This window comes from Edwardsiella tarda ATCC 15947 = NBRC 105688, assembly GCF_003113495.2.
Lineage (GTDB): Bacteria > Pseudomonadota > Gammaproteobacteria > Enterobacterales > Enterobacteriaceae > Edwardsiella > Edwardsiella tarda.
The window spans coordinates 471779-490509 of the sequence record NZ_CP084506.1; the positions used below are offsets into that span (position 1 = coordinate 471779).

The following is an 18731-nucleotide window of genomic DNA, read 5'->3' on the forward strand; positions in this document are numbered from 1 at the left end:
CCTCTCACTATCGCTCAATCGGGTATAGCCTCTCCTCTCTTCCCACTTTCGAAAGTTAAAAAAACTATAACTTCATTATTTGTTGGTTTGATTAACCATTTTCTATCTTGCTGGCAGTTTTTTAAACCAAAGTAGTCAAAATGGTCCTAATTGTGTCGTTGGTCGGTCTGTTTTTATCCAGTTTTTGGGCGGTACTTATGGAGTTGAGTCAGCGTCAGATTTGGGAGAAATCCGTCACCGCAGTCAACGGTGCATGGCGCACCCCTGCGTGCATAAAACACTTGGGGGTTTTACCCCTCGACTTGTCTGTTGCGTGGTGGGGATTATATAAAAACGCCCCCATTACTCGTGTCGATGTTGCCTTGGCTTTTCGCATTTCTCCGCGTCAGGCCGGTAAGTTGCTTGATTCGCTCTCCCTGATTGACTCGATTGTTTGCCAGCCAGGATGGCAAGCTGTCGATTGTGGGTACAAGCAGTTTACCGTACGTATTTTACAAGTGGATGGCAGGCAAACCGTTCCGGAACCACAGGGACAGCTGGAGGAGATGACTCGGCCGGCTTTGTCTATCTCCAGGAAGGAGTGGCGGAGCACTTGCCTATCTCCGGCAAAGAGAGCGCGAGTAAACCAGCCATCATTGTGCATTATTGAGAGTTGTGCTTATACACGTGAAGCGTTACGGCATGTATTGTCTGCAGAGACTAATCAACTTTACTTATTTAGTGATACTCATTGTTTTTATGAGCATTACGCTTCACTAGCAATATCACATTTATTGATTTCACCATCATTTAAGAGTATTGGCGACTCATTGGCGTTACTTCGCTGGTTGTGTTCACAGCGTGCTGCTCCCCATATTGCTGTGATGCCAGATCGTCAGGTTCATAGTTTAACGATGGCCTTGCTACGTGGTCACTTTCCACTTTTTGGTAAAAATTGGGAGATAAATAAATTATATGGAGAGATGGCCATTTGGTTAAATGAACCAGAGCCGCAACAGCATGGTTTTATGCCGGAGGAAGCGGTTGATACATTGACTGATTTTGAGTGGGAAACCATTTACTCCACTATGAAAAGTATTCCTTTGCAGAAAGTCGCTGAACGTCGAGGCGTCAATGTTAAGGCCGTATATGCACGGCGTCAAAAGGCACTAAGAAAAATAGGTGTGTTTGATACGCGAACATTTCGGCAATTACTGAATTTTTGTAGTAATAAAAGCATTATTAACAGAATGCCAGATGAGGGTGTACTACTGACTTAATAACATCCTCTGCGAGGAGGACGCATTATATGAAGAATAAGCGCTATGGTCGAGGTTAATGGGTGAGTTATCCATCTATCGGTTTCATTTAATATGGGATGTGGGTTAGCGTAGGGTGAAAGATGAAAAAGGATAGTCCAAAAAATATCATATATATACTGTCTTCTCTGCCAACTAGAAAAAGAGGATTACGGAAACCGTGTACATCCTGTGCAGAGCAGAATGAACGATTGCCACACCAGGGATATGCCATTGTACGTCGTGAGCGTGTAATCGGTTGGTTGACGATGGCCTTGCAGATTGCCTTTCCGCTAGGTCTTTCTTTTACCCCTGCCATCGCACAGGCGCCAAAGGTTGATGAGCAGGCGTTATTGGCGAGTGCGACGCAACCCTATGTGTTGAAAGAGGGGGAATCGGTGACGACTGTGGCGCAAAAGCTGGGTATCTCGGTAGCACAATTGAAGCAGGTTAATGCATACCGAATTTTTGCGCGTGGATTTGAGCATGTGGGCGTCGGTGATGAGATCGACATACCCGTGGATATGTCATCGCTGAATACTCAGGCGGGGCAAGCGCCCAAGTTATCGTCTGCCATGAGGGAACCCTCTCGGGCGGAAAAAGAGGCTCAGGCAGTGGGTCAGTTGATGAGTGTGGGAGCGACACTTTCTTCGACTCGTCCTTCGGAGGCGGCGGCGGGTATGGCTCGCTCCATGGCGACCAATGCGGCGAATGAAGAAATTCAACAGTGGTTAAGTAAGTATGGTACGGCTCGCGTTCAACTGAATGTAGATAAAAACTTTTCCTTGAGTGAAAGCGCATTGGACTGGTTTATCCCGGTATGGGATAGCGCGAACCTCACTGCATTTACTCAACTTGGGGCGCGGAATAAAGACCGGCGTAACACCATTAACCTAGGGGTGGGCGCTCGAACCTTGCTAGATCGTTGGATGTTGGGCGTTAACATGTTCTACGACCATGATCTGACAGGACATAACTCACGCTTGGGTATTGGTGCTGAGGCGTGGACGGACTATTTGCAGTTGTCGACTAACGGCTATATGCGGCTGAGTAATTGGCATCAGTCCCGCGATTTTGCGGATTACGATGAGCGCGCCGCCAATGGCTTTGATATCCGGGCTAACGCTTGGCTACCGGCTTTGCCTCAGTTGGGGGGAAAGTTAGTGTATGAACAGTATGTCGGGGAGAACGTTGCCTTATTCGGTAAGGAGAATCTGCAACGTAACCCGTATGCACTGACAGCCGGGGTCAACTATACGCCATTCCCACTATTAACCGTTGGTGTCGATGAGCGTTTGGGCAAGGCTGGACGCAATGATACTCAGTTTAGTATTCAGTTGAGTTATCATCCTGGCCTTAGCTGGCAGTCACAAATCGATCCTGGCTCGGTAGCGGCAACTCGTCAGATTGCTGAAAGTCGTTATAACCTAGTCGATCGTAATAATAATATTGTCTTGGAATATAAAAAGCAGGAAGTTATTAAGCTTGCATTGTCTCATCATGCTATTAATGATTTGGCTGGGGCGGTGTATACCGTTAGTGCAAATCTGAAAAGTAAATATGCGCTAGATCAGGTGAGTTGGCAAGATGGTGGATTAGTTGCTGCCGGCGGGCAATTGACCGTTATAGATAAAAACCATTTTAGTCTAATGTTGCCGCCTTATCGGCTGGCTCAAGCTAAAAGCGATGCTCACCAAACATCGGCTGCGGAGATTGCTGCAAATACTTATCAATTAATCGCTGTAGCCTTTGATAACCAGGGGAACCAATCCAATAGTGAGACGTTGAGGGTCGTGGTACAGCCTCCTCAGGTAACCGCACAGGGTACGTTCGTTATTAGCGGTGACGGGGCGCGGGCGAATGGTAGCGATAAGATTGGTGTCGATTTTATTATAAAAGATAGCAATGGTAATCCGCTCGCTAACCGAGAGGTGGTGTTTCACACCAACAATGGCGCCCAGCCGGGGACGATTACCGTCACGACCGATGATAATGGCATCGCTCACTTTGATGTGACTAATACTAGCGCAGGTACGACCCATGTGAGTGCGACCTTCGATGATCAGACTCAGGGCATCGATATTACCTTCGCCAATGCGGTGAATAGTGTCATCGTCACGGGATTAGTTAATGGTTATCCCTTGGTCGGAACGCCGTTACATGCCGAGGTGACATGTGCGACGGGTGAGTGCCCGGCTTCATTGACTTATCAGTGGCAGATAGAAGATGCCATTAATAGTGGTAACTATGTCGATATTCCCGCCGCAACAGCGGTTGATTATATCCCGGTGGGAACGGATCAGAAGCGTCGTATTCAAGTAGTGATTGGGGGAGAGGGAACGCCAGCTATACCGTAATTATGGAGGTTTAATTTATTTACTATCTAACCGCGTCGTGTAATGACCTGTCGGGCTAATGGCAATGTGATATGTGGAATCTATCCACAAAATATGTGTAGTGAAAATATAAAACTGGAGAGTTTAATAATGAAGGTAGGGATCATGCAATTTAATAAAAAAGCGCTTTTGGCTTCTGTCATTTTGGCCATTTCTGGCGCGGCTCTCGCTGCGACGTCTACGCCGACAGATACCGTCAAAGGACATATACCGGCTTATGCTGATATCGGCATCCAATTCCATGATGCGGATGGCAATGGTCTGGTGAATGCGGACGATACGATCTCCATCGATAAGGGTGCCTTCCAGGATGTGGATGGCGATACGGAGGGGACGGCGACATACCAGTGGTATCGCGATGGAGCCGCCATCCCGGGTGAGACGGGGGATAGTTATACCTTAACCGCAGCGGATATCGGACACAGCATCAAGGTTGGCGTGACTGCGCATACCGACCCGACGAATACCGATCCTGCTGACGGCAGCGAGCAGCTCTCCTCGCGTGGCGGTAACATCGATGGTAGCGGCGATGGTTCTGTCACCACGGATGGCAACGATGTTCTCTCCGTGGCCATTACGGGTATGACTAACGGTTATCCGCTGGTTGGCGAGCAATTGACCGCCGTCGCCACCTGTACGACCGGGGCAACCTGTACTGGCACGGTGAATTACCAGTGGAAGATTGAGTCAGCCATTGGCTCGGGGGTTTATGTCGACATTGGTGGTGCGACCAGCAGCACCTATACCCCGGTCGGTAACGATCAGAAGCGCAAGATCCAGGTCGATGCGACGAGAGGATAAAGCAAGAGAGTGATAATGCGTGATCCCTCACCCGCAAGTAGGTTAATTCGTCAGCTTAGGGTGGCGGTGAGAGCGCAATATACCCGCCGGGCATGATGCCTGGCGGGTATTGTAGAGTAGAGGCGCCGCAAAGAGTAGCCGTACGGGAACAGACGCTGGAGATAATTACATGAGAACAATACGCAGGACGGGATGTTCCCCGGCCATTGCGCTGATGTTAGGGTTACTGGGCGGGGGCCCGGCGTGGGCGGCATCAAGCGATACCGATCCGGTTCAAGGACATGTCCCGACGGTAAGTGGCGTGGCGATAGCTCCTATCACGGGTAATCCGCTGGAGGGGGATATATTGCGATCCGATGGTCCACCCTTATTTAATGATGTGGATGGCGATACCGAGCTGAATAGCCAATTACATTGGTATCGTGAAGGCGAGGATGCCGTGATCGATACCGGTGATAAGCATACTTTGATGGTCGATGATATCGGCAAAAAAATAATATATGGCTATACGCCCGCGACCGATCCGGCCACTAGCGAACCATACTTGGGAGAAGAGGTGCGATCGGATGCATCATTGGTGGTACAAGGGATGCCGGCTGCGCTTAACTCAATATTTGCGCTGGATAAGCCCACGGTCATCGGCGATGGCAGCGACACGGCCACGCTAACGCTCACGCTGAGGGATAGCGAGAATCGACCCGTTACAGGCATAGAGAGCCGTTTAACATTACGTTATGAGATCCAGGATGGATTCAGCGATGGCTCTCCTGTTATCACTCACCCAGTAGAGTCCACAGCAGGCTCGGGGGTTTATACGGCAACAGTGAAGAGTTCGTCTTTTGGTCAAGTGTCGGTGATACCTGAGCTCAGTGGCACCGATCTCGCGATGACGCCGACGAGTCTGGCTATCACCTTTGCAGCCGTCACGGGACTGACAACAACAGTGAATCCATATCAGTTCTCGGCAAGCTCTGGCTTCCCGACCACGGCATTTACCGGCGCAGCCTTCCGGGTACTTATTAACGATACTGCCGCCAATAATGGCCAATATACGTGGTCGACGGATCAACCGGGCTGGACGAGCGTTGATGCTTCAGGGGGCGTCCGTATTATGGGGAAACCATCGAGTGCGACCAATTCAGTGACGCTCAGTGCAGAGCCAAAAGCGGGCGGGAGTACGGTAAGCTACACCTTTACTGTTAATGCATGGTTTGAACATGACAGTGCTTATGCGTTATGGACCGAAGCTCAGGATTGGTGTAGCGATAAAGGCGGACTTGCCTTAGGTCCCCAAGTCTCCAAGGGGAAAAACACGGCACGTACAGTAGGTCCGCTGTGGAATGAGTGGGGTAATTTGACGAGTTATAACGTTGGTTTTGTTAATAACTATCATTGGACCTCCGAGACTGCGACAGGGCCAGATGGTCCCGGGCACGCGAATGCGCGTACGACTGATGGCGATATCTCGGGGAACTACAATTATAGTCGCGCTTATGTACTCTGCCGACTGGCGCTGTAGTAAGGTTTTATCATTAATGATCTAAAGCAGGCGCCGGGTTGGCGCCTGCTTTATTTTTTGTTCACCGGGATTATTCATAGCAAAAAGAATAGAGAAGAGGCGCTAGCGGGTACGATGAATAGTGAAAAGAGCCGGTGTGCAGGAGAATGCGTTGGCCTGCTCCCGCGGATTAACCGCTAAAGTGCGATTGTCGGCAAAACGATGGCGCTCAGACGCTGGGGCGGGTTAGCTTGAGGGCCGTTGCTATCTAGCGGAGGAAACGATGGATCATAAGCCTGCCCTGATCTTCGATGTCAACGAGACGCTGTTGGATCTCGATCATCTCGCGCCACTGTTTAACCGTCTATTCGGCTCGCCCCACGTGCTGCGTGAGTGGTTCGCTCAGTTGGTGCTGTATGCACAATCCCTAACCTTGAATCACCACTCGCTGCCCTTTGGCGTCTTAGGCGGCGAGGTGTTAAAGATGGTCGCCGCGACGCACGGTAAGACGCTTCCGGCGGGGGCATCGTATGATCTGCAGCGCGCCATCGCCACCTTGCCCGTCTGGCCGGAGGTGCCGCAGGCATTGGCGCGGCTGAAGGCCGCGGGATTCTCCCTGTATACGCTGACCAACAACAGCGCGGAAGTGTTGCACGCGCAGCTTGATGCGGCCGCGATCGCCCACCACTTTACGGCGTGTTTCAGCGTCGATGAACTCGCCGCCGCCTTTAAGCCCGCGCCCGTGGTGTATCGCGCCGTCGAGCAGCGGCTCGGCTTGGCGGGGAGCGCGTTGTGTCTGGTGGCCTGCCATCATTGGGACATTCTGGGCGCACGTAGCGCGGGCTGGCAGGGGGCGATGCTGCTGCGGGCCGGTAATGCACCGCTCGGCGTCGGCCCCCAGCCACAGTTTGTCGCCCATGATTTGGCGCAGTTAGCGGATCAGCTAATTAGCCACGTTGCCACGCCGACGTGAGTGGGTGGAACTGGGGCCGGCTGGCACAATAAAAAATGCCTCACCCGGCCACTCCAGCGCTATCGCCAGCTGCCATGCGCCGAGGCAACAGCCAATCCGCATGCCGGGAAGTCATGCGATCCAACCGAGCCGCCCGGGACGGTGCATGGGGAGTGGCGCAGGGTCGGGCATCAGTGCAGCGGCAGCGTAATGTAGCGGCAGAGGAACCGCGCCTCGTGCGCCTCATCCAGCCGTATCTGAAAAATGTCGTGTTCATCCTGCGGCGATGTCGCTTCGCGCCATGCCTGAAATCCCTGTAAATTCATCCGGGTGATAATTTGATCGGGCGTTTCTCCCTGCGTCAGCGCTTCCACCACCTGTTGCAAGGGAAGAGGCAGCGTTTGTGCAGGCCACGTCACTTCAACGCTGACGAGTTGGCGGTGTGTCCGGGGTATCATCGGTCAGTTTCTCCGTGGTTTCGCTGTCGTTCAGCCATAAAATAGGGTCATTTTTTGCCGTTACAACGTTCTCCGGACGGTTCCACCATACGGGCGTGCTGCCGTACTGTTTTCCCATATAGTGGGATCGTGGGCGATGTGCGCGTTGTTTTCCGCCATCAGCAGATGCGTTGATGGCCCACGTTGCTACGTCGGCGTGAGTGAGGGGCGCGAGGGCAGGCTGGCACCATAAAAAACGCCCCATCATGCGAGGTGACGGGGCGTCTGTGAGGTAGGGCGGTCGCGCTATCAGCGCACGATAATGCCCAGCAGGATGCCCACCACGCCAAAGTCGGCGTCGCTGAAGGTGGTGTTGGCGATGCCGATCTGGCCGAGTACCGGCAGCAGGAACACCGGCAGGAAGGTGATCAGCAGCCCCTGGGCGAAGGCGCCCAGGATGGCGCCGCGCCGCCCACCGGTGGCGTTACCGAACACACCCGCCGCCGCACCGACGAAGAAGTGCGGTACCACGCCGGGGATGATCACCGTCATGTTCAGCGCGTACAGCACGAACATGCCGATGACCCCGGCGGCAAAGCTGCTCAAGAAGCCAACCAGTACCGCGTTGGGGGCGTAGGGGAACACCACCGGGCAGTCCAGCGCTGGCTTGGCGTTGGGCACCAGCTTGTCGGAGATCCCCTTAAAGGCTGGGACGATCTCGGCGATCACCATCCGCACACCTTGCAGGATGATGTACACCCCGGCGGCGAAGGTGATGGATTGCATCAGCGAGAACATAAACCAGTTCTTGCCGCCGCTCACCTCACGCACATAGTCACTGCCGGCGAACAGGCAGGTGATGATAAAGATGATGAACATGGTGAACGAGATCGCCACCGGCGTATCACGCAGGAACAGCAGGCTCTTCGGCACATTCATGTCTTCGGTAGAGTGCTCTTTGTTACCGAACTTGCTGCCGATAAAGCCGGCCAGTACATAGGATACCGTCGAGAAATGGCCGATGGCCACGTCGTCTGAGCCGGTGATCTTTTTCATGTAGGGATGGGCGATGGCCGGGAAGAACACCATACAGAAGCCGACGATCAGCGAACCGACCAGCACCAGCATCGTGCCCTGCATCCCGGCGGTCGCCAGGATCACCGCCACCATCATCGACATAAACAGCGTGTGATGACCGGTGAGGAAGATAAACTTCCACGGTGTCAGGCGGGCGATAACGATGTTGATCAGCATGGCGAAGAACATGATCATCGCCATCTCACGCCCGAAACTCTTCTGGGCGATGGAGACGATGGCCTCGTTATTCGGCACCACGCCATTAATGCCGAAGGCATGTTGGAAGATGGCGGAGAAGTCACCCAGCGAGCTGACCACCAGACCGGCGCCGGCACCCAGAATGACAAAACCCATGATGGTCTTGATGGTGCCTTTAATGCATTCGGTAACCGGTTTTTTCTGGGCGATTAAGCCGATGAGTGCGATCAGGCCGACTAATATCGCCGGTTCGGATAGCACATCCTGCATCAGAAAACGGAAGAATGACATAGTGCCTCCACTACAATGCGCCGAGTTTACGCAGGGCGACGCTCAGACGTTCTTTCATCGCCACTTTATCGATCATGTTATCCAGCGCGACGATCTCGCCGCCGACCTGCTGGGCGACCAACTGCTCGGCGATATCGGCGGTACCGACGAAAATATCGCTGGCGGTGCCTTTGGCGGAGCCTAAATCGACATGGTTAACCTCGGCGTTGACCTGCAGATCTTTTAGGATGGTCTTGATGCTCATTTCCATCATCAGACTGGTGCCTAAACCGTTACCGCATACCACTGTGATATTCATAATTATTCCCTCGGTGTAATTCGTAATTAATAACGCGCGATGACTTGTAGGATCTCATCGACGCTTTCTGCCTGTTGCAGCCTATCGATATCGTCTTGGTTATCGAACAGCTCGGCGAGTTTGGCGATGATGCCGATGTGGCTATTACTATCGGTGGCGGCCAATACGATCAGTAATTTAATCGGATCGTTACCGGCGGAGCCGAATTCGACGCCGTGTTTAATCACGGTCAGGCCTAATGCCAATTGATTCACGCCATCTTCCGGGCGTGCATGCGGCATGGCCATGCCTGGGCCCAGCACATAATAGGGGCCGATTTTGTTATGCGACTGAATAATGGCATCGACATAGCCAGGGGTAATCGCATTATTTGCTATCAGTGGGGCACAGGCGGTTTGAATCGCCTCACGCCAGTCCGTTACCTGCTCGATAACCTGAATGACGTTGGGGGTAAGCAGTTTCGTCAACATTCAATCGGCTCCTGGTCATGTCGGCTGTTTTTTTAAAATGATTCTCTTGTGAAAGGCATAGTAGAGAGCAATGGTAGCGCTATCTAGCTCGAGGAAGTGATTTCGTGATAGCGCTATCATTTTGCTGCGAAATTAATCCGCCGGCGCTCAAAGCACGTCGCTGCGCTGATCATCGGCGGCAAGCTGTGCTACCGTAAGACGGTCAGTGATCAATGTGAATACACCCTACTTCATGGAAAAAACACGCAAGAGAAAAGGCACCGGGCGCGTCACCCTACAAGAGGTCGCACAACGAGCCGGTGTCGGCTCGATGACGGTATCGCGCGCGTTACGCACCCCCGAACTGGTCTCCGCTAAGCTGCGCGCCAAGATCGATCAGGCGATCGCCGAGTTAGGCTATATTCCAAACTCGGCGGCGGGGATCCTGGCATCGGGGCAGAGCCGGACGGTGGCGGTGGTCGTCCCCTCGCTGCGTGATTACGCTAGCTCGGTGTTCCTGCAATCATTGCAGGCGGCGTTGAACGACAACGGCTATCAGGTGGTCATCGGCTGTCACGATTACCAGGCGAAGAGGGAGGCCGAGGTGCTTTCTACGCTGCTGCAGAGTAGTCCGGCGGCCCTGGTGGTGTTCGGCGCGCTGAATGCGGAGCAGGCCGTCGAGCTGCTCGCCAACAGCGCGTTACCGGTGATCTGCGCCGCCGGCGAGGCCGTATACCCCTTCGCCCTGAACCTGCAGAGCAATATCGGCGATGCAGCCTACTTCCTCACCGAGTACCTGCTGCGGCAGGGGCACCAGCGCATCGGCTATATCGGCGCCCAGATGGGGCGCAAGATGCAAGGGCAACAGCTGAGCGGCTGGAGCCGGGCGATGCTGCACCATAACTACAGCGCCGAACAGAGCATTACCACGCCCTATGTGGCGACGATGGAGTTTGGCCGCCAGGCTATCAGCGACATGTTGACCCGCCAGCCGGAGCTGGAGGCGGTGGTATGCAGCCACGAGGCGATCGCGCTGGGGGTGCTGTTTGAATGCCAACGGCGGCTGATTAAGCTGCCCGGCATGTTGGCGCTGGCCTGCGTCGAAGGCTCCGCCAACTGCGACCAGATCCACCCCTCGTTAACCTCGCTACGCATCGATTACGACAAGATGGCGCATGAGGCGGCGAAACGCCTACAGCAATGGCTGGCCGCCCCGGATGGCGAGCGTCCCGGCGCGCCGCAGACGGTGATCTTCCCCTATAAGTTTGTCGCCCGACAGAGCGCCTGATACCCACGCGTTACGCGCTTATTGGGTTACGGCGGGTATTCCATCAGGCTGACTCGTTTTTCCGGCTAGGCCGTGCCGTCAGTCGTTAGCGTATCCGGTGATGGCCAATGCCAGGCGGTGAAGTGGGCATCGGCGCTGCGTAGCATCGTGTGGGCGGTGGTGGGAGGGATCCGCGTACATCGACCTCAGGCAATCGTACGCCACGGCAAGGGCTAGGTGCCCCATCGGGCCGGTCGATCGTTTAACCGAATCGCGGCCATTAAGGGGGGGTAACGCGCAACGATGATTTTATTTGACGATACGATCAGGTAAGCCGCGACCGCTACTATTTTTCCGCCAGCCTCGGCTACATGAACCTTAACAAAAAACAGTCTACCGCAATAAAATGGTGAGAACTGTTACCCGTGACTTTGATTGCTGTCACAAATGATATGCCGTGCTCAGTGCTGAGATAGCTGCCTTATTTTTAAGGAGTCTCTATGACCAGACGGCGTTACTTAATTATATTGCTGATGTTTATAGTCATCGCAATTAATTACATGGATCGGGTTAACTTTTCTGTCTCTATCCCTGACATTCAAAAAGATTTGCATTTTAGCCTGGCAGAAATCGGTGATATTTCTTTTGTCTGGGGGATGGCCTATGCCCTGTTTAATTTCCCGGGGGGATGGTTGGCGGATAAATTAGGGCTACGTTGGGGGATCTTTGCCGCCTTTGGCTGGTGGTCACTCTTTACCATCGCCTCTCCCTTTGCCACAACGCTCACCGGATGGTTTATTCTCCGTGGCTTGATGGGAGTCGGTGAGGCACCGATCTGGCCCTTTAATGCCAAGGCGGCGAATAGTTGGGCGGCGCCGACGGAACGCTCTACGGCCTATACCTTAGCTGGCTCTGGGCAATATCTTGGCCCTGCCATCGGCAGTATTTTGGTAGGTTGGATTGTCGTTTCCCTGGGCTGGCGTTGGGCCTTCGTCATTTTTGGTGGGGCAGGTCTGCTCCTGTTGCCGGTCTGGCTGTGGGTGGTGCGCGATAGTCCGGCGGATGATCGGCGAGTCAATCGGCAGGAGTTGGCCTGGATTGGCAATATGGTGGATGCGCGTCAAGAGCAGATAGACTGGCCGGGGATCCGCCGGGTATTTACCTCCCGTACCGGGGTAGGGATGCTGCTGATTTACCTGACCTTCGGTTATATTTTATTTACCTTTCTTAACTGGGTGCCCAGTTACATGTATTACACCTTCCACATGGATATTCTGAAAAGTGCCTTGTGGTCGAGCCTCGGTGCCTTTATGGGCTTTATTGGTTTTCTCCTCTCCGGTCCCTTTAATGATCGTCTGGTACGGCGTTATAACCGTCTGACGGCGCGCCGTATTGGTACGGCCGTGCCGATGTTTTTAGCGGTATTGTGTGTCGTGGCGTCGTTGATGACCGCTCAAAGCGGGCTGGGACGGCTGACCGCCATCTTGATCGGCCTGGTGCAGCTGTTTATGAATCTGACCGTCGGCGCCTGGGCGGTCAATATTATCGACATCTCACCCAATCAGGCATCGACCGGGATGGTGTATGGCATCTTTAATGGGGTGTTGAACATCATGGGGGCATTGAACTCGCTGATCCTGACCGCCATCGCCTCGGCCTATGGTTTTCCGCTGGCGTTTGGCAGCGCGGTGATCTTCATGGTGATCTTTCTGTTCAGTATTCTCTTCATTGTCGATCGGCGCAGTTATGAGGCGCTCACCGACTATGCCATGGCGGCGCGCCGTCAGGGAACGGCGCGGAGCTAGCCGGATGCGTAGCCACCGCGCCGTTAGGCGCGAGGGATTGTACGACGACTGAAGCGCGGGGCCGTGAGTGAAAGTGTTAACTATAACGGCTTACGTTGCTGGCTTTTGGCTATATCGACAGGCGCTTTCTTGAGTGCGATCGCATTTTTACCGACGTGAGCCGGGGATGATAATCCGCTTAAGCGGGTCGAACTGCGCAGCGCGCGGACGTTGGCCCGGTGGTGAGATGAGCGACGAGGAGGCAAGATGAGACGGGGGTTAAGCGCGTGCGCACTGATGTGTCTGTTGGCGGGGACGGCTTGGGGAGCGGCGCCGGGTAAAAGCTATGATGTGTTCATCATCCCGAGCGCGGGGGTTAACACCCTGATCGCGCAGACCAGCGAACAGCTGGCAGAGTGTGGCCTCACCAGCTTGGCGCGCCAGGGGTTTATGCCCCATGTCACGCTCTATCTGGCCGATTATGGGCCGGATGCCTTGCCGCGCTTACAGCGTGAGGTGGCGGCGTTGAGTCGCCAATGGCAGCCCTTCCCGTTGCAGCTAACCCATCTGACCCAGACGCGTGGCGACTGGCTGATGATCGCGGTGCAAAACAGCCCGTCGTTGCAGCGCCTGTCGGACAGCCTGGTGCAGCGCCTCTCGCCCTATCGTGATAAGTCGGCGGCGATGCCGGCCTGGGTCAATGCCTATCCGGAGAAGAAGGCGGCGTTTGCCCAATATGGTAGCCCGAACGTCTTTACACACTTCGATCCCCATATCACCCTGCTGGCGCAGAGCGACCATGCCGCCTTGAGCCAGTTTATGCAAAGCTACGGTCAACACTTTAGCGCGCAGCGCGTCGAGGCGATCGGCTTGGGGATCAGCGAGACGGATAGTAATGGTCAGAGCCGTACGGTGCTGGCGCGTTACGACTTCAGCGCCCCGGCGGCGCAGGCGGCCGCTAAACCGTAAGGTGGGGGAGGAGGCGCCGTGGCGACGGCGCCGCGCGGGCGTTTAGCGGCGGATGATGCGTCCGTCGCCATGCTCGGCATTGGCCTGTTTCAGTTTCTCTGCTCCGGTGGCCTGGATCAGCCACAGCGAGGTGAAGCCGCGCAGGTTGCCATAGCTGTATTTCGGGTTGTTCGGTTCCAGCGGTTGGGTGACGGTCAGCAGGCGCTCGCCGTCGCGGCGGCGCGTCTTGTGGAAAGAGACGTAGATGTCTTCATCTCTCAGCAGAAACAGCGCCTCTTGGGCGACGATGTCGGCATTGAGGTCGTTGTCCGCCACGCTCCACAGAAACATGACGATCTTGACGGGGCCAAAGGAACTGTCTTCGACCAGCTGTACGTTGATCTCGCTGGTCTGTGGTCGGTTGCCTTTCAGCGCATCCTTGATGCGTTCGACCAGAAGTGCGGCCCGTGAGTTGGACATGGTCTTTTCCTTTAACAGATGAAAATGGTTATCTCTGGGGGCCGCCAAATGTCGAGCCGCCCAGGTGAGGTCCGTGCGTTATTATTGTTCGTTGACCGCCTCTCTGCCGCGAGGAGATGCTGTGCGGGGAGAGCGGGAGTGTAGTTTAACGCAGAGCGCGTTGCAGTGGTATCGCCCCGGCGGCAAGACGGGGCTTTAGCGCGAGCATAAAAACGCCTAATATATTTCCTCCGCGTAAGCGGGTGGCATGACGAAGGACGACGAGAGGGTCGTCTTTTTTATGTCCCGGACGCGACGATGGGGCGGTCAGCGGTAAGGGCCGCTCACCCTACGAATAATTAAGGTGATAATGATGGGTATTTCTCGCAAGATTAAAGGTATTGCGGCGGCCGCGTTGTTGGCATTGGGCTGCGTCGGGGCGAATACGGCGTCGGCCGAGCCGTCGGGTAAGGGGATGAGCATCTGGTTCGACGTGGGCGGCCCGGTCGGCGAGTCCTACGTGACGGTGGTGCAGAACGGGGCTAAGCAGGCGGCGGAAGATCTGGGCGTCGATCTGCGTCTGGTCTACTCCGACTGGCAGCCGCAGAAGATGATCGAAAACTTTAAGCAGGCGTTGGCGGCCAAGCCGACCGGCATCGTGGTGATCGGCCTGCCGGGCGATACCGCCTACCAGCCGTTGATCAAGGAGGCGATCGATAAGGGCATCCTGGTGACCTCCATCGATACCGAGCTGCCGGGCACCATGGAGGCTGAGCAGAGCAAGGGCTTCGGTTACGTCGGCGATAACAACGCGGTGCGTGGTTTACGTCTGGCGAAAGAGGCGGTGCGTCGCAGTGGCCTGAAGGCGGGCGATCGCGCGTTGGTCTGGGGGCTGAAGGATCGGGCCGCGCGTAGCGAATCGACCCTGGGGCTGATCAAGGGGCTGGAGCAGGCCGGCGTGAAGGTCGACTTCCTGCAGATTTCACCGGAGGTGGATAAAGATCCCTCTCTGGGTGCCCCAGCCTTTACCGCCTACATGGCGACCCACCCGGACGTGAAGATGGTGCTGGTCGATCACGGCGCCTTGACCGCGCAGATGGGCAACCTGATGCGTAATGCCGGTATCAAGCCGGGCGAAGTCTATGTGGCCGGTTTCAGCCTGTCACCGGCGACCGCCGAGGCGATCAAATCCGGTTATGTGCAGCTGGTGGCCGATGCCCAGCCCTACCTGATGGGCTACTTCTCCGTGGTGCAGATCGTCCTGACCAAGCGTTATGGCTTCTCCGGTCTGGATATCAACACCGGCGCGGGCTTCGTCTCTAAAGAGAACATCGGGCTGATCGCGCCGCTGGCCAGCAAAGGTCTGCGTTGATGATGCAACCTGCGCTGGAACTGATCGGGCTGAACAAATGGTTCGGCCCGGTTCATGCCCTGCGCGATATTCACTTTCAGCTGTTCCCCGGTGAGGTCGTGGCCTTGCTGGGGGATAACGGTGCCGGCAAATCGACCCTGATCCGGGCGATCGCCGGCGCCGAGCGCTTCGATAGCGGTACGCTGAAGGTGGCGGGGCAGGCGGTCGATGGGCGGCGTTACGACGTGCTGGGCGCGCGCCGCCAGGGGATCGAGACCGTCTACCAGAACGGCGCGCTGGGACTGGGTCAATCGCTGTGGCGTAACCTGTTCCTCGGGCGCCATCTGCGCAATCGCTGGGGCTTTATCGATGAGCGTGAGGAGCGGCGCCGGGCGCAGGCGCTGCTACACCAGCTGAACTTTCGCGGCGTTGGTGCCAACGTCGATGCGTTGGTCGGCCAACTCTCCGGCGGCGAACGCCAGGGGCTAGCCATCGGTCGGGCGATGCTGTTTGACGCGCGCCTAGTGATCCTGGATGAGCCGACCACCGCTCTCTCCCTCGGTGAGGTGGAGAAGGTGTTGCGCTTCATCGAACAGCTGCGTAGTCAAGCGCGCGCCTGTCTGCTGATCACCCACAATATGGCCGACGCCTACCGGGTGGCGGACCGTTTCGTGGTGATGGATCGCGGGGCGATCGTCGCCGCCTATCGTAAGGATCAGCTGACGCTGGCCAGCCTGCAGCAGGCGTTGTTAGATGCCGTGAGGTCATGAGTCGATGAAACTGTTTTTTTCCCGTCATCGGGCGCCGTTGCTGACCGGCCTGATCTTGCTGCTGCTGTGGCTGCTGTTCGCCGTCATCAGCCCGGTGACCTTTCTGCACGCGCGGATCTATACCTCGCTGCTCTCTACCATTCCGCTGACGGTGCTGCTAGCGCTGGGGATGACGCTGTTGATCATCGCCCGCGAGATCGACCTCAGTTTCCCCTCCGTGGTGGCGCTGGGCGGCTTCGTCTTCGCCTGGCTGTATCAGCATACCGGCTCCGGTCTGCTGGCGTTGATCGGGGCGTTGTTCAGCGGTCTGCTGTGCGGGCTGTTGAATGGCCTACTGGTGGTGCGTCTCAACATCCCCTCGATCATCGCCACCATCGGTACTCAGTTCTTCCTCGGCGGCTTGTCGACGGTGTTGGCTAATGGGCTGGCGATCAGCCTGCCGACGCTGCGTGACGATGGCTTGGCCACCCTGCTGGTGGGGCGTCTGGGCGATTGGTTACCGGCGCAGAGCCTGTGGGGGTTGCTGGCTACCCTGGTGATGTGGCTCTACCTGGCGCGTCACCGCTTCGGCGATCAGATCAACTTCATCGGCGACAATCCAGAGTCGGCGCGTCTGATGGGGGTACCGGTCAACGCCACCCGCTTCTGGCTGTTTATGGTGATGGGCATTCTCTCCGCCTTGGTCGGGGTCTTGCTGAGCGTCGAGATGAGCAGCTGGTGGCCGAACCAGGGGCAGGGTTACATGTTGCTGGTGTTTGCCTCGGTGTTCATCGGCGGTACCTCGGTGCTGGGCGGACGCGGCTCGCTGATCGGCAGTCTGTTCGGCGCCTGCATCATCGGCATGTTGGAGGCGGGGATCATCAGCGCCGGGCTAGACGGCTTCTGGGCCCGGTTGGTGTATGGGGTGATCATCCTGCTGGCGCTGGTGACACACGGCGCCTTGTTGCAACGCCGCCCACGGCGGCGTTAAGGCTGCGCCGCGGCGCAGCGTATTGAGTAAGGCAATTCCATGAGCAAAATCACACTGATCGGCGCGGGCAGCATCATGTTTTCGCGTCAGATCATTTCTGCCCTATTGGCCAGCCCGGTGCTGGAGGGTAGCGAGATCATCCTGATGGATCTGGATGAGCAGGCTCTGGCGCGTAGCCAGCGGCTGATCAGCATGATGGTGGCCCAGTCTGGGGTGAGGGTGACGGTACGTCACACCACCGATCGCCGCAGCGCGTTGCGCGGTGCCGACTTCGTCATCAATGCCATCCAGGTCGGCGGCCTGGCTCCCTGGCGGCTGGATATGGAGATTCCGGCGCGCTATGGGGTGATCCAGGAGGTGGGGGATACCCTGGGGCCGGGTGGTATCTTCCGTGCCCTGCGCCATATCCCGCCGATGCTGGCTATCTTGCGTGACATGGAGGAGCTGTGTCCGCAGGCGCTGTTCATCAACTATGCCAACCCACTGGCCCCCTTGACCTGGGCGGCGAAGGAGGCCAGCGCGGTGCGTAGCATCGGCCTGTGCTACGGGGTGCGCTATACCGTGGCGCAACTGGCCGGCTACCTGGGGCTGGGGCCGTGGGTCGACCACCCTTCGACGCCGCAGCGCTGGCAGCGTCTGATGTACCATGAGGTCCCGGCGGACATCGAATACGACTTCGCCGGTATCAACCATATGACCTGGATCACGGCGCTGTCTCGCCATGGCGAGGATCTGCTGCCAAGGGTCCGCGCCCTGGCGGAGGAGGAGCGGGTGCGTCAGGCGGATGGGGTGCGTTGCGAGGTGCTGCGCTTCTTCGGCCTGTGGTGTACCGAGAACCATTGGCACTGTAGCGACTATCTGCCCTATTTCCGCAAGAACCCGGCGATGATCGACCGTTTTCTGCCGCAGCGCTGGAATCTGTTGGCGCTGGAGGAGCAGGTGCACGCCGCCGGCAAGGCGGAGATCGATGCCCAGCTGGCGGGCGAGCGGCCCTTCGTCATCGCGCCGAACATGCTCAACGCGCCGAAGCTGATCAGCGCGCAGCTCAGCGGTGAGCGGACCCGTATCAACGGCAATATGGCCAACCGTCAGCCGCAGGGGCTGCTGGTAGAGAACCTGCCGGCGGAGTGCGTGGTGGAGGTGCCGATCTGGGTGGATGGCGACGGCCTGCATCCGCAGGCGATGGGGCGCTTACCGACCCAGTGCGCCAGCCTGTGTAAGAGCAACATCGCGGTGCAGGAGCTGGTGGTGCAGGCGGCGCTGAGCGGCGATCTGGAGGCGGCGCGCTATGCCCTCTCCCTCGATCCGCTGACCGCCGCGGTCTGTACCCTGGATCAGATCCAACAGATGTTCGATGAGCTGTTCGCCGCCCAGCGTCAGTGGCTGCCACAGTTTCGCGCCGCAGGGATGTCGGCCTAAGCGACGGGGCCGCGTGGGGGTGACCCGGCGCGGCCTCGCACAGGTTCCTTCCGGCCGCGAGCGGCCCTACTACCCGGTGAGGTAGCGAC

The 18731-nt window shown here is 56.6% G+C and carries 18 protein-coding genes and 1 pseudogene; 13 read left to right on the plus strand and 6 right to left on the minus strand.

The genetic code is table 11. The features are described from left to right. Positions 1–140 precede the first annotated feature (140 nt). From DCL27_RS02210 to DCL27_RS02230, 5 genes are all read left to right on the plus strand, one after another. The gene (locus tag DCL27_RS02210) at positions 141–1259 is read left to right on the plus strand and encodes a hypothetical protein (RefSeq protein ID WP_035600386.1); all 1119 of its coding nucleotides are present in this window, start codon (positions 141–143) and stop codon (positions 1257–1259) included. 122 nt (positions 1260–1381) lie between these two features. Further along, a complete protein-coding gene (locus DCL27_RS02215) occupies positions 1382–3634 on the plus strand; it encodes a ZirU family protein (protein ID WP_035600387.1) in 2253 nt (750 codons plus the stop codon). Positions 3635–3802: 168 nt separating this feature from the next. After that, positions 3803–4474: a ZirU family protein gene (locus DCL27_RS02220; protein ID WP_223931156.1), complete on the plus strand. Its 672-nt coding sequence runs from the start codon at positions 3803–3805 to the stop codon at positions 4472–4474. Positions 4475–4643: 169 nt separating this feature from the next. Continuing rightward, positions 4644–5993 carry an invasin domain 3-containing protein gene (locus DCL27_RS02225; protein WP_050772776.1) on the plus strand — a complete coding sequence of 450 codons (1350 nt, stop codon included), beginning with the start codon at positions 4644–4646 and terminating at the stop codon, positions 5991–5993. A 262-nt stretch (positions 5994–6255) separates the two neighbouring features. Next, a complete protein-coding gene (locus DCL27_RS02230) occupies positions 6256–6945 on the plus strand; it encodes a haloacid dehalogenase type II (RefSeq protein WP_035597868.1) in 690 nt (229 codons plus the stop codon). 30 nt (positions 6946–6975) lie between these two features. Here DCL27_RS02230 and DCL27_RS02235 read toward each other — a convergent pair. From DCL27_RS02235 to DCL27_RS02255, 5 genes and pseudogenes are all read right to left on the minus strand, one after another. Further along, positions 6976–7116, minus strand: a pseudogene (locus tag DCL27_RS02235) (integrating conjugative element membrane protein); the annotation flags it as partial. Further along, positions 7116–7382, minus strand: coding sequence for a hypothetical protein (locus DCL27_RS02240; protein WP_005289972.1), 267 nt, complete (start codon positions 7380–7382; stop codon positions 7116–7118). The gene DCL27_RS02240 and the pseudogene DCL27_RS02235, both read right to left, overlap by 1 nt. A 288-nt stretch (positions 7383–7670) precedes the next feature. Then, positions 7671–8927, minus strand: coding sequence for a PTS ascorbate transporter subunit IIC (locus DCL27_RS02245; protein ID WP_005289975.1), 1257 nt, complete (start codon positions 8925–8927; stop codon positions 7671–7673). A 10-nt stretch (positions 8928–8937) separates the two neighbouring features. After that, on the minus strand, positions 8938–9225 hold the full coding sequence (locus DCL27_RS02250; RefSeq protein WP_005289977.1) for a PTS sugar transporter subunit IIB: 288 nt from the start codon (positions 9223–9225) through the stop codon (positions 8938–8940). 26 nt (positions 9226–9251) lie between these two features. Next, positions 9252–9695, minus strand: coding sequence for a PTS sugar transporter subunit IIA (locus tag DCL27_RS02255; protein ID WP_035597866.1), 444 nt, complete (start codon positions 9693–9695; stop codon positions 9252–9254). A 232-nt stretch (positions 9696–9927) separates the two neighbouring features. Here DCL27_RS02255 and DCL27_RS02260 point away from each other — a divergent pair, with 232 nt between their 5' ends. From DCL27_RS02260 to DCL27_RS02275, 4 genes are all read left to right on the plus strand, one after another. Continuing rightward, entirely contained in the window at positions 9928–10962 is a 1035-nt protein-coding gene (locus DCL27_RS02260; RefSeq protein ID WP_005289980.1) for a LacI family DNA-binding transcriptional regulator, read from the plus strand. A gap of 72 nt (positions 10963–11034) precedes the next feature. Further along, positions 11035–11178 carry a hypothetical protein gene (locus DCL27_RS02265; protein ID WP_161598456.1) on the plus strand — a complete coding sequence of 48 codons (144 nt, stop codon included), beginning with the start codon at positions 11035–11037 and terminating at the stop codon, positions 11176–11178. A gap of 263 nt (positions 11179–11441) precedes the next feature. Continuing rightward, complete coding sequence (locus tag DCL27_RS02270) at positions 11442–12746, plus strand: MFS transporter (RefSeq protein ID WP_005289994.1); 1305 nt, start codon at positions 11442–11444, stop codon at positions 12744–12746. 246 nt (positions 12747–12992) lie between these two features. After that, entirely contained in the window at positions 12993–13694 is a 702-nt protein-coding gene (locus DCL27_RS02275; protein WP_035597862.1) for a 2'-5' RNA ligase family protein, read from the plus strand. Between the two features lie 42 nt (positions 13695–13736). Here the strand turns inward: DCL27_RS02275 and DCL27_RS02280 are convergent, their stop codons facing one another. After that, positions 13737–14153: a hypothetical protein gene (locus tag DCL27_RS02280; RefSeq protein ID WP_005289998.1), complete on the minus strand. Its 417-nt coding sequence runs from the start codon at positions 14151–14153 to the stop codon at positions 13737–13739. Positions 14154–14502: 349 nt separating this feature from the next. Here DCL27_RS02280 and DCL27_RS02285 point away from each other — a divergent pair, with 349 nt between their 5' ends. Genes DCL27_RS02285 through melA form a run of 4 tightly spaced genes read left to right on the plus strand, consistent with a single transcriptional unit; the run spans position 14503 to position 18642 of the window. After that, positions 14503–15504 carry a sugar ABC transporter substrate-binding protein gene (locus tag DCL27_RS02285; protein ID WP_005290002.1) on the plus strand — a complete coding sequence of 334 codons (1002 nt, stop codon included), beginning with the start codon at positions 14503–14505 and terminating at the stop codon, positions 15502–15504. Continuing rightward, positions 15504–16253 carry an ATP-binding cassette domain-containing protein gene (locus DCL27_RS02290; protein WP_035597859.1) on the plus strand — a complete coding sequence of 250 codons (750 nt, stop codon included), beginning with the start codon at positions 15504–15506 and terminating at the stop codon, positions 16251–16253. Before DCL27_RS02285 ends, DCL27_RS02290 begins: the two co-directional genes overlap by 1 nt. A gap of 4 nt (positions 16254–16257) precedes the next feature. Further along, entirely contained in the window at positions 16258–17223 is a 966-nt protein-coding gene (locus tag DCL27_RS02295) for an ABC transporter permease (RefSeq protein ID WP_228594466.1), read from the plus strand. Positions 17224–17262: 39 nt separating this feature from the next. Then, positions 17263–18642 carry an alpha-glucosidase/alpha-galactosidase gene (gene melA, locus DCL27_RS02300; protein ID WP_228594467.1) on the plus strand — a complete coding sequence of 460 codons (1380 nt, stop codon included), beginning with the start codon at positions 17263–17265 and terminating at the stop codon, positions 18640–18642. The last annotated feature ends 89 nt before the right edge of the window (positions 18643–18731 follow it).

Coding starts and splice junctions, on each gene's coding strand:
- DCL27_RS02275 (WP_035597862.1), top strand. CDS start 12,993: ATGAGACGGGGGTTAAGCGCGTGCGCACTGATGTGTCTGTTGGCGGGG.
- melA (WP_228594467.1), top strand. CDS start 17,263: ATGAGCAAAATCACACTGATCGGCGCGGGCAGCATCATGTTTTCGCGT.
- DCL27_RS02250 (WP_005289977.1), bottom strand. CDS start 9,225: ATGAATATCACAGTGGTATGCGGTAACGGTTTAGGCACCAGTCTGATG.
- DCL27_RS02260 (WP_005289980.1), top strand. CDS start 9,928: ATGGAAAAAACACGCAAGAGAAAAGGCACCGGGCGCGTCACCCTACAA.
- DCL27_RS02230 (WP_035597868.1), top strand. CDS start 6,256: ATGGATCATAAGCCTGCCCTGATCTTCGATGTCAACGAGACGCTGTTG.
- DCL27_RS02245 (WP_005289975.1), bottom strand. CDS start 8,927: ATGTCATTCTTCCGTTTTCTGATGCAGGATGTGCTATCCGAACCGGCG.
- DCL27_RS02215 (WP_035600387.1), top strand. CDS start 1,382: ATGAAAAAGGATAGTCCAAAAAATATCATATATATACTGTCTTCTCTG.
- DCL27_RS02280 (WP_005289998.1), bottom strand. CDS start 14,153: ATGTCCAACTCACGGGCCGCACTTCTGGTCGAACGCATCAAGGATGCG.
- DCL27_RS02295 (WP_228594466.1), top strand. CDS start 16,258: ATGAAACTGTTTTTTTCCCGTCATCGGGCGCCGTTGCTGACCGGCCTG.
- DCL27_RS02270 (WP_005289994.1), top strand. CDS start 11,442: ATGACCAGACGGCGTTACTTAATTATATTGCTGATGTTTATAGTCATC.
- DCL27_RS02255 (WP_035597866.1), bottom strand. CDS start 9,695: ATGTTGACGAAACTGCTTACCCCCAACGTCATTCAGGTTATCGAGCAG.
- DCL27_RS02285 (WP_005290002.1), top strand. CDS start 14,503: ATGATGGGTATTTCTCGCAAGATTAAAGGTATTGCGGCGGCCGCGTTG.
- DCL27_RS02210 (WP_035600386.1), top strand. CDS start 141: ATGGTCCTAATTGTGTCGTTGGTCGGTCTGTTTTTATCCAGTTTTTGG.
- DCL27_RS02225 (WP_050772776.1), top strand. CDS start 4,644: ATGAGAACAATACGCAGGACGGGATGTTCCCCGGCCATTGCGCTGATG.
- DCL27_RS02290 (WP_035597859.1), top strand. CDS start 15,504: ATGATGCAACCTGCGCTGGAACTGATCGGGCTGAACAAATGGTTCGGC.
- DCL27_RS02240 (WP_005289972.1), bottom strand. CDS start 7,382: ATGATACCCCGGACACACCGCCAACTCGTCAGCGTTGAAGTGACGTGG.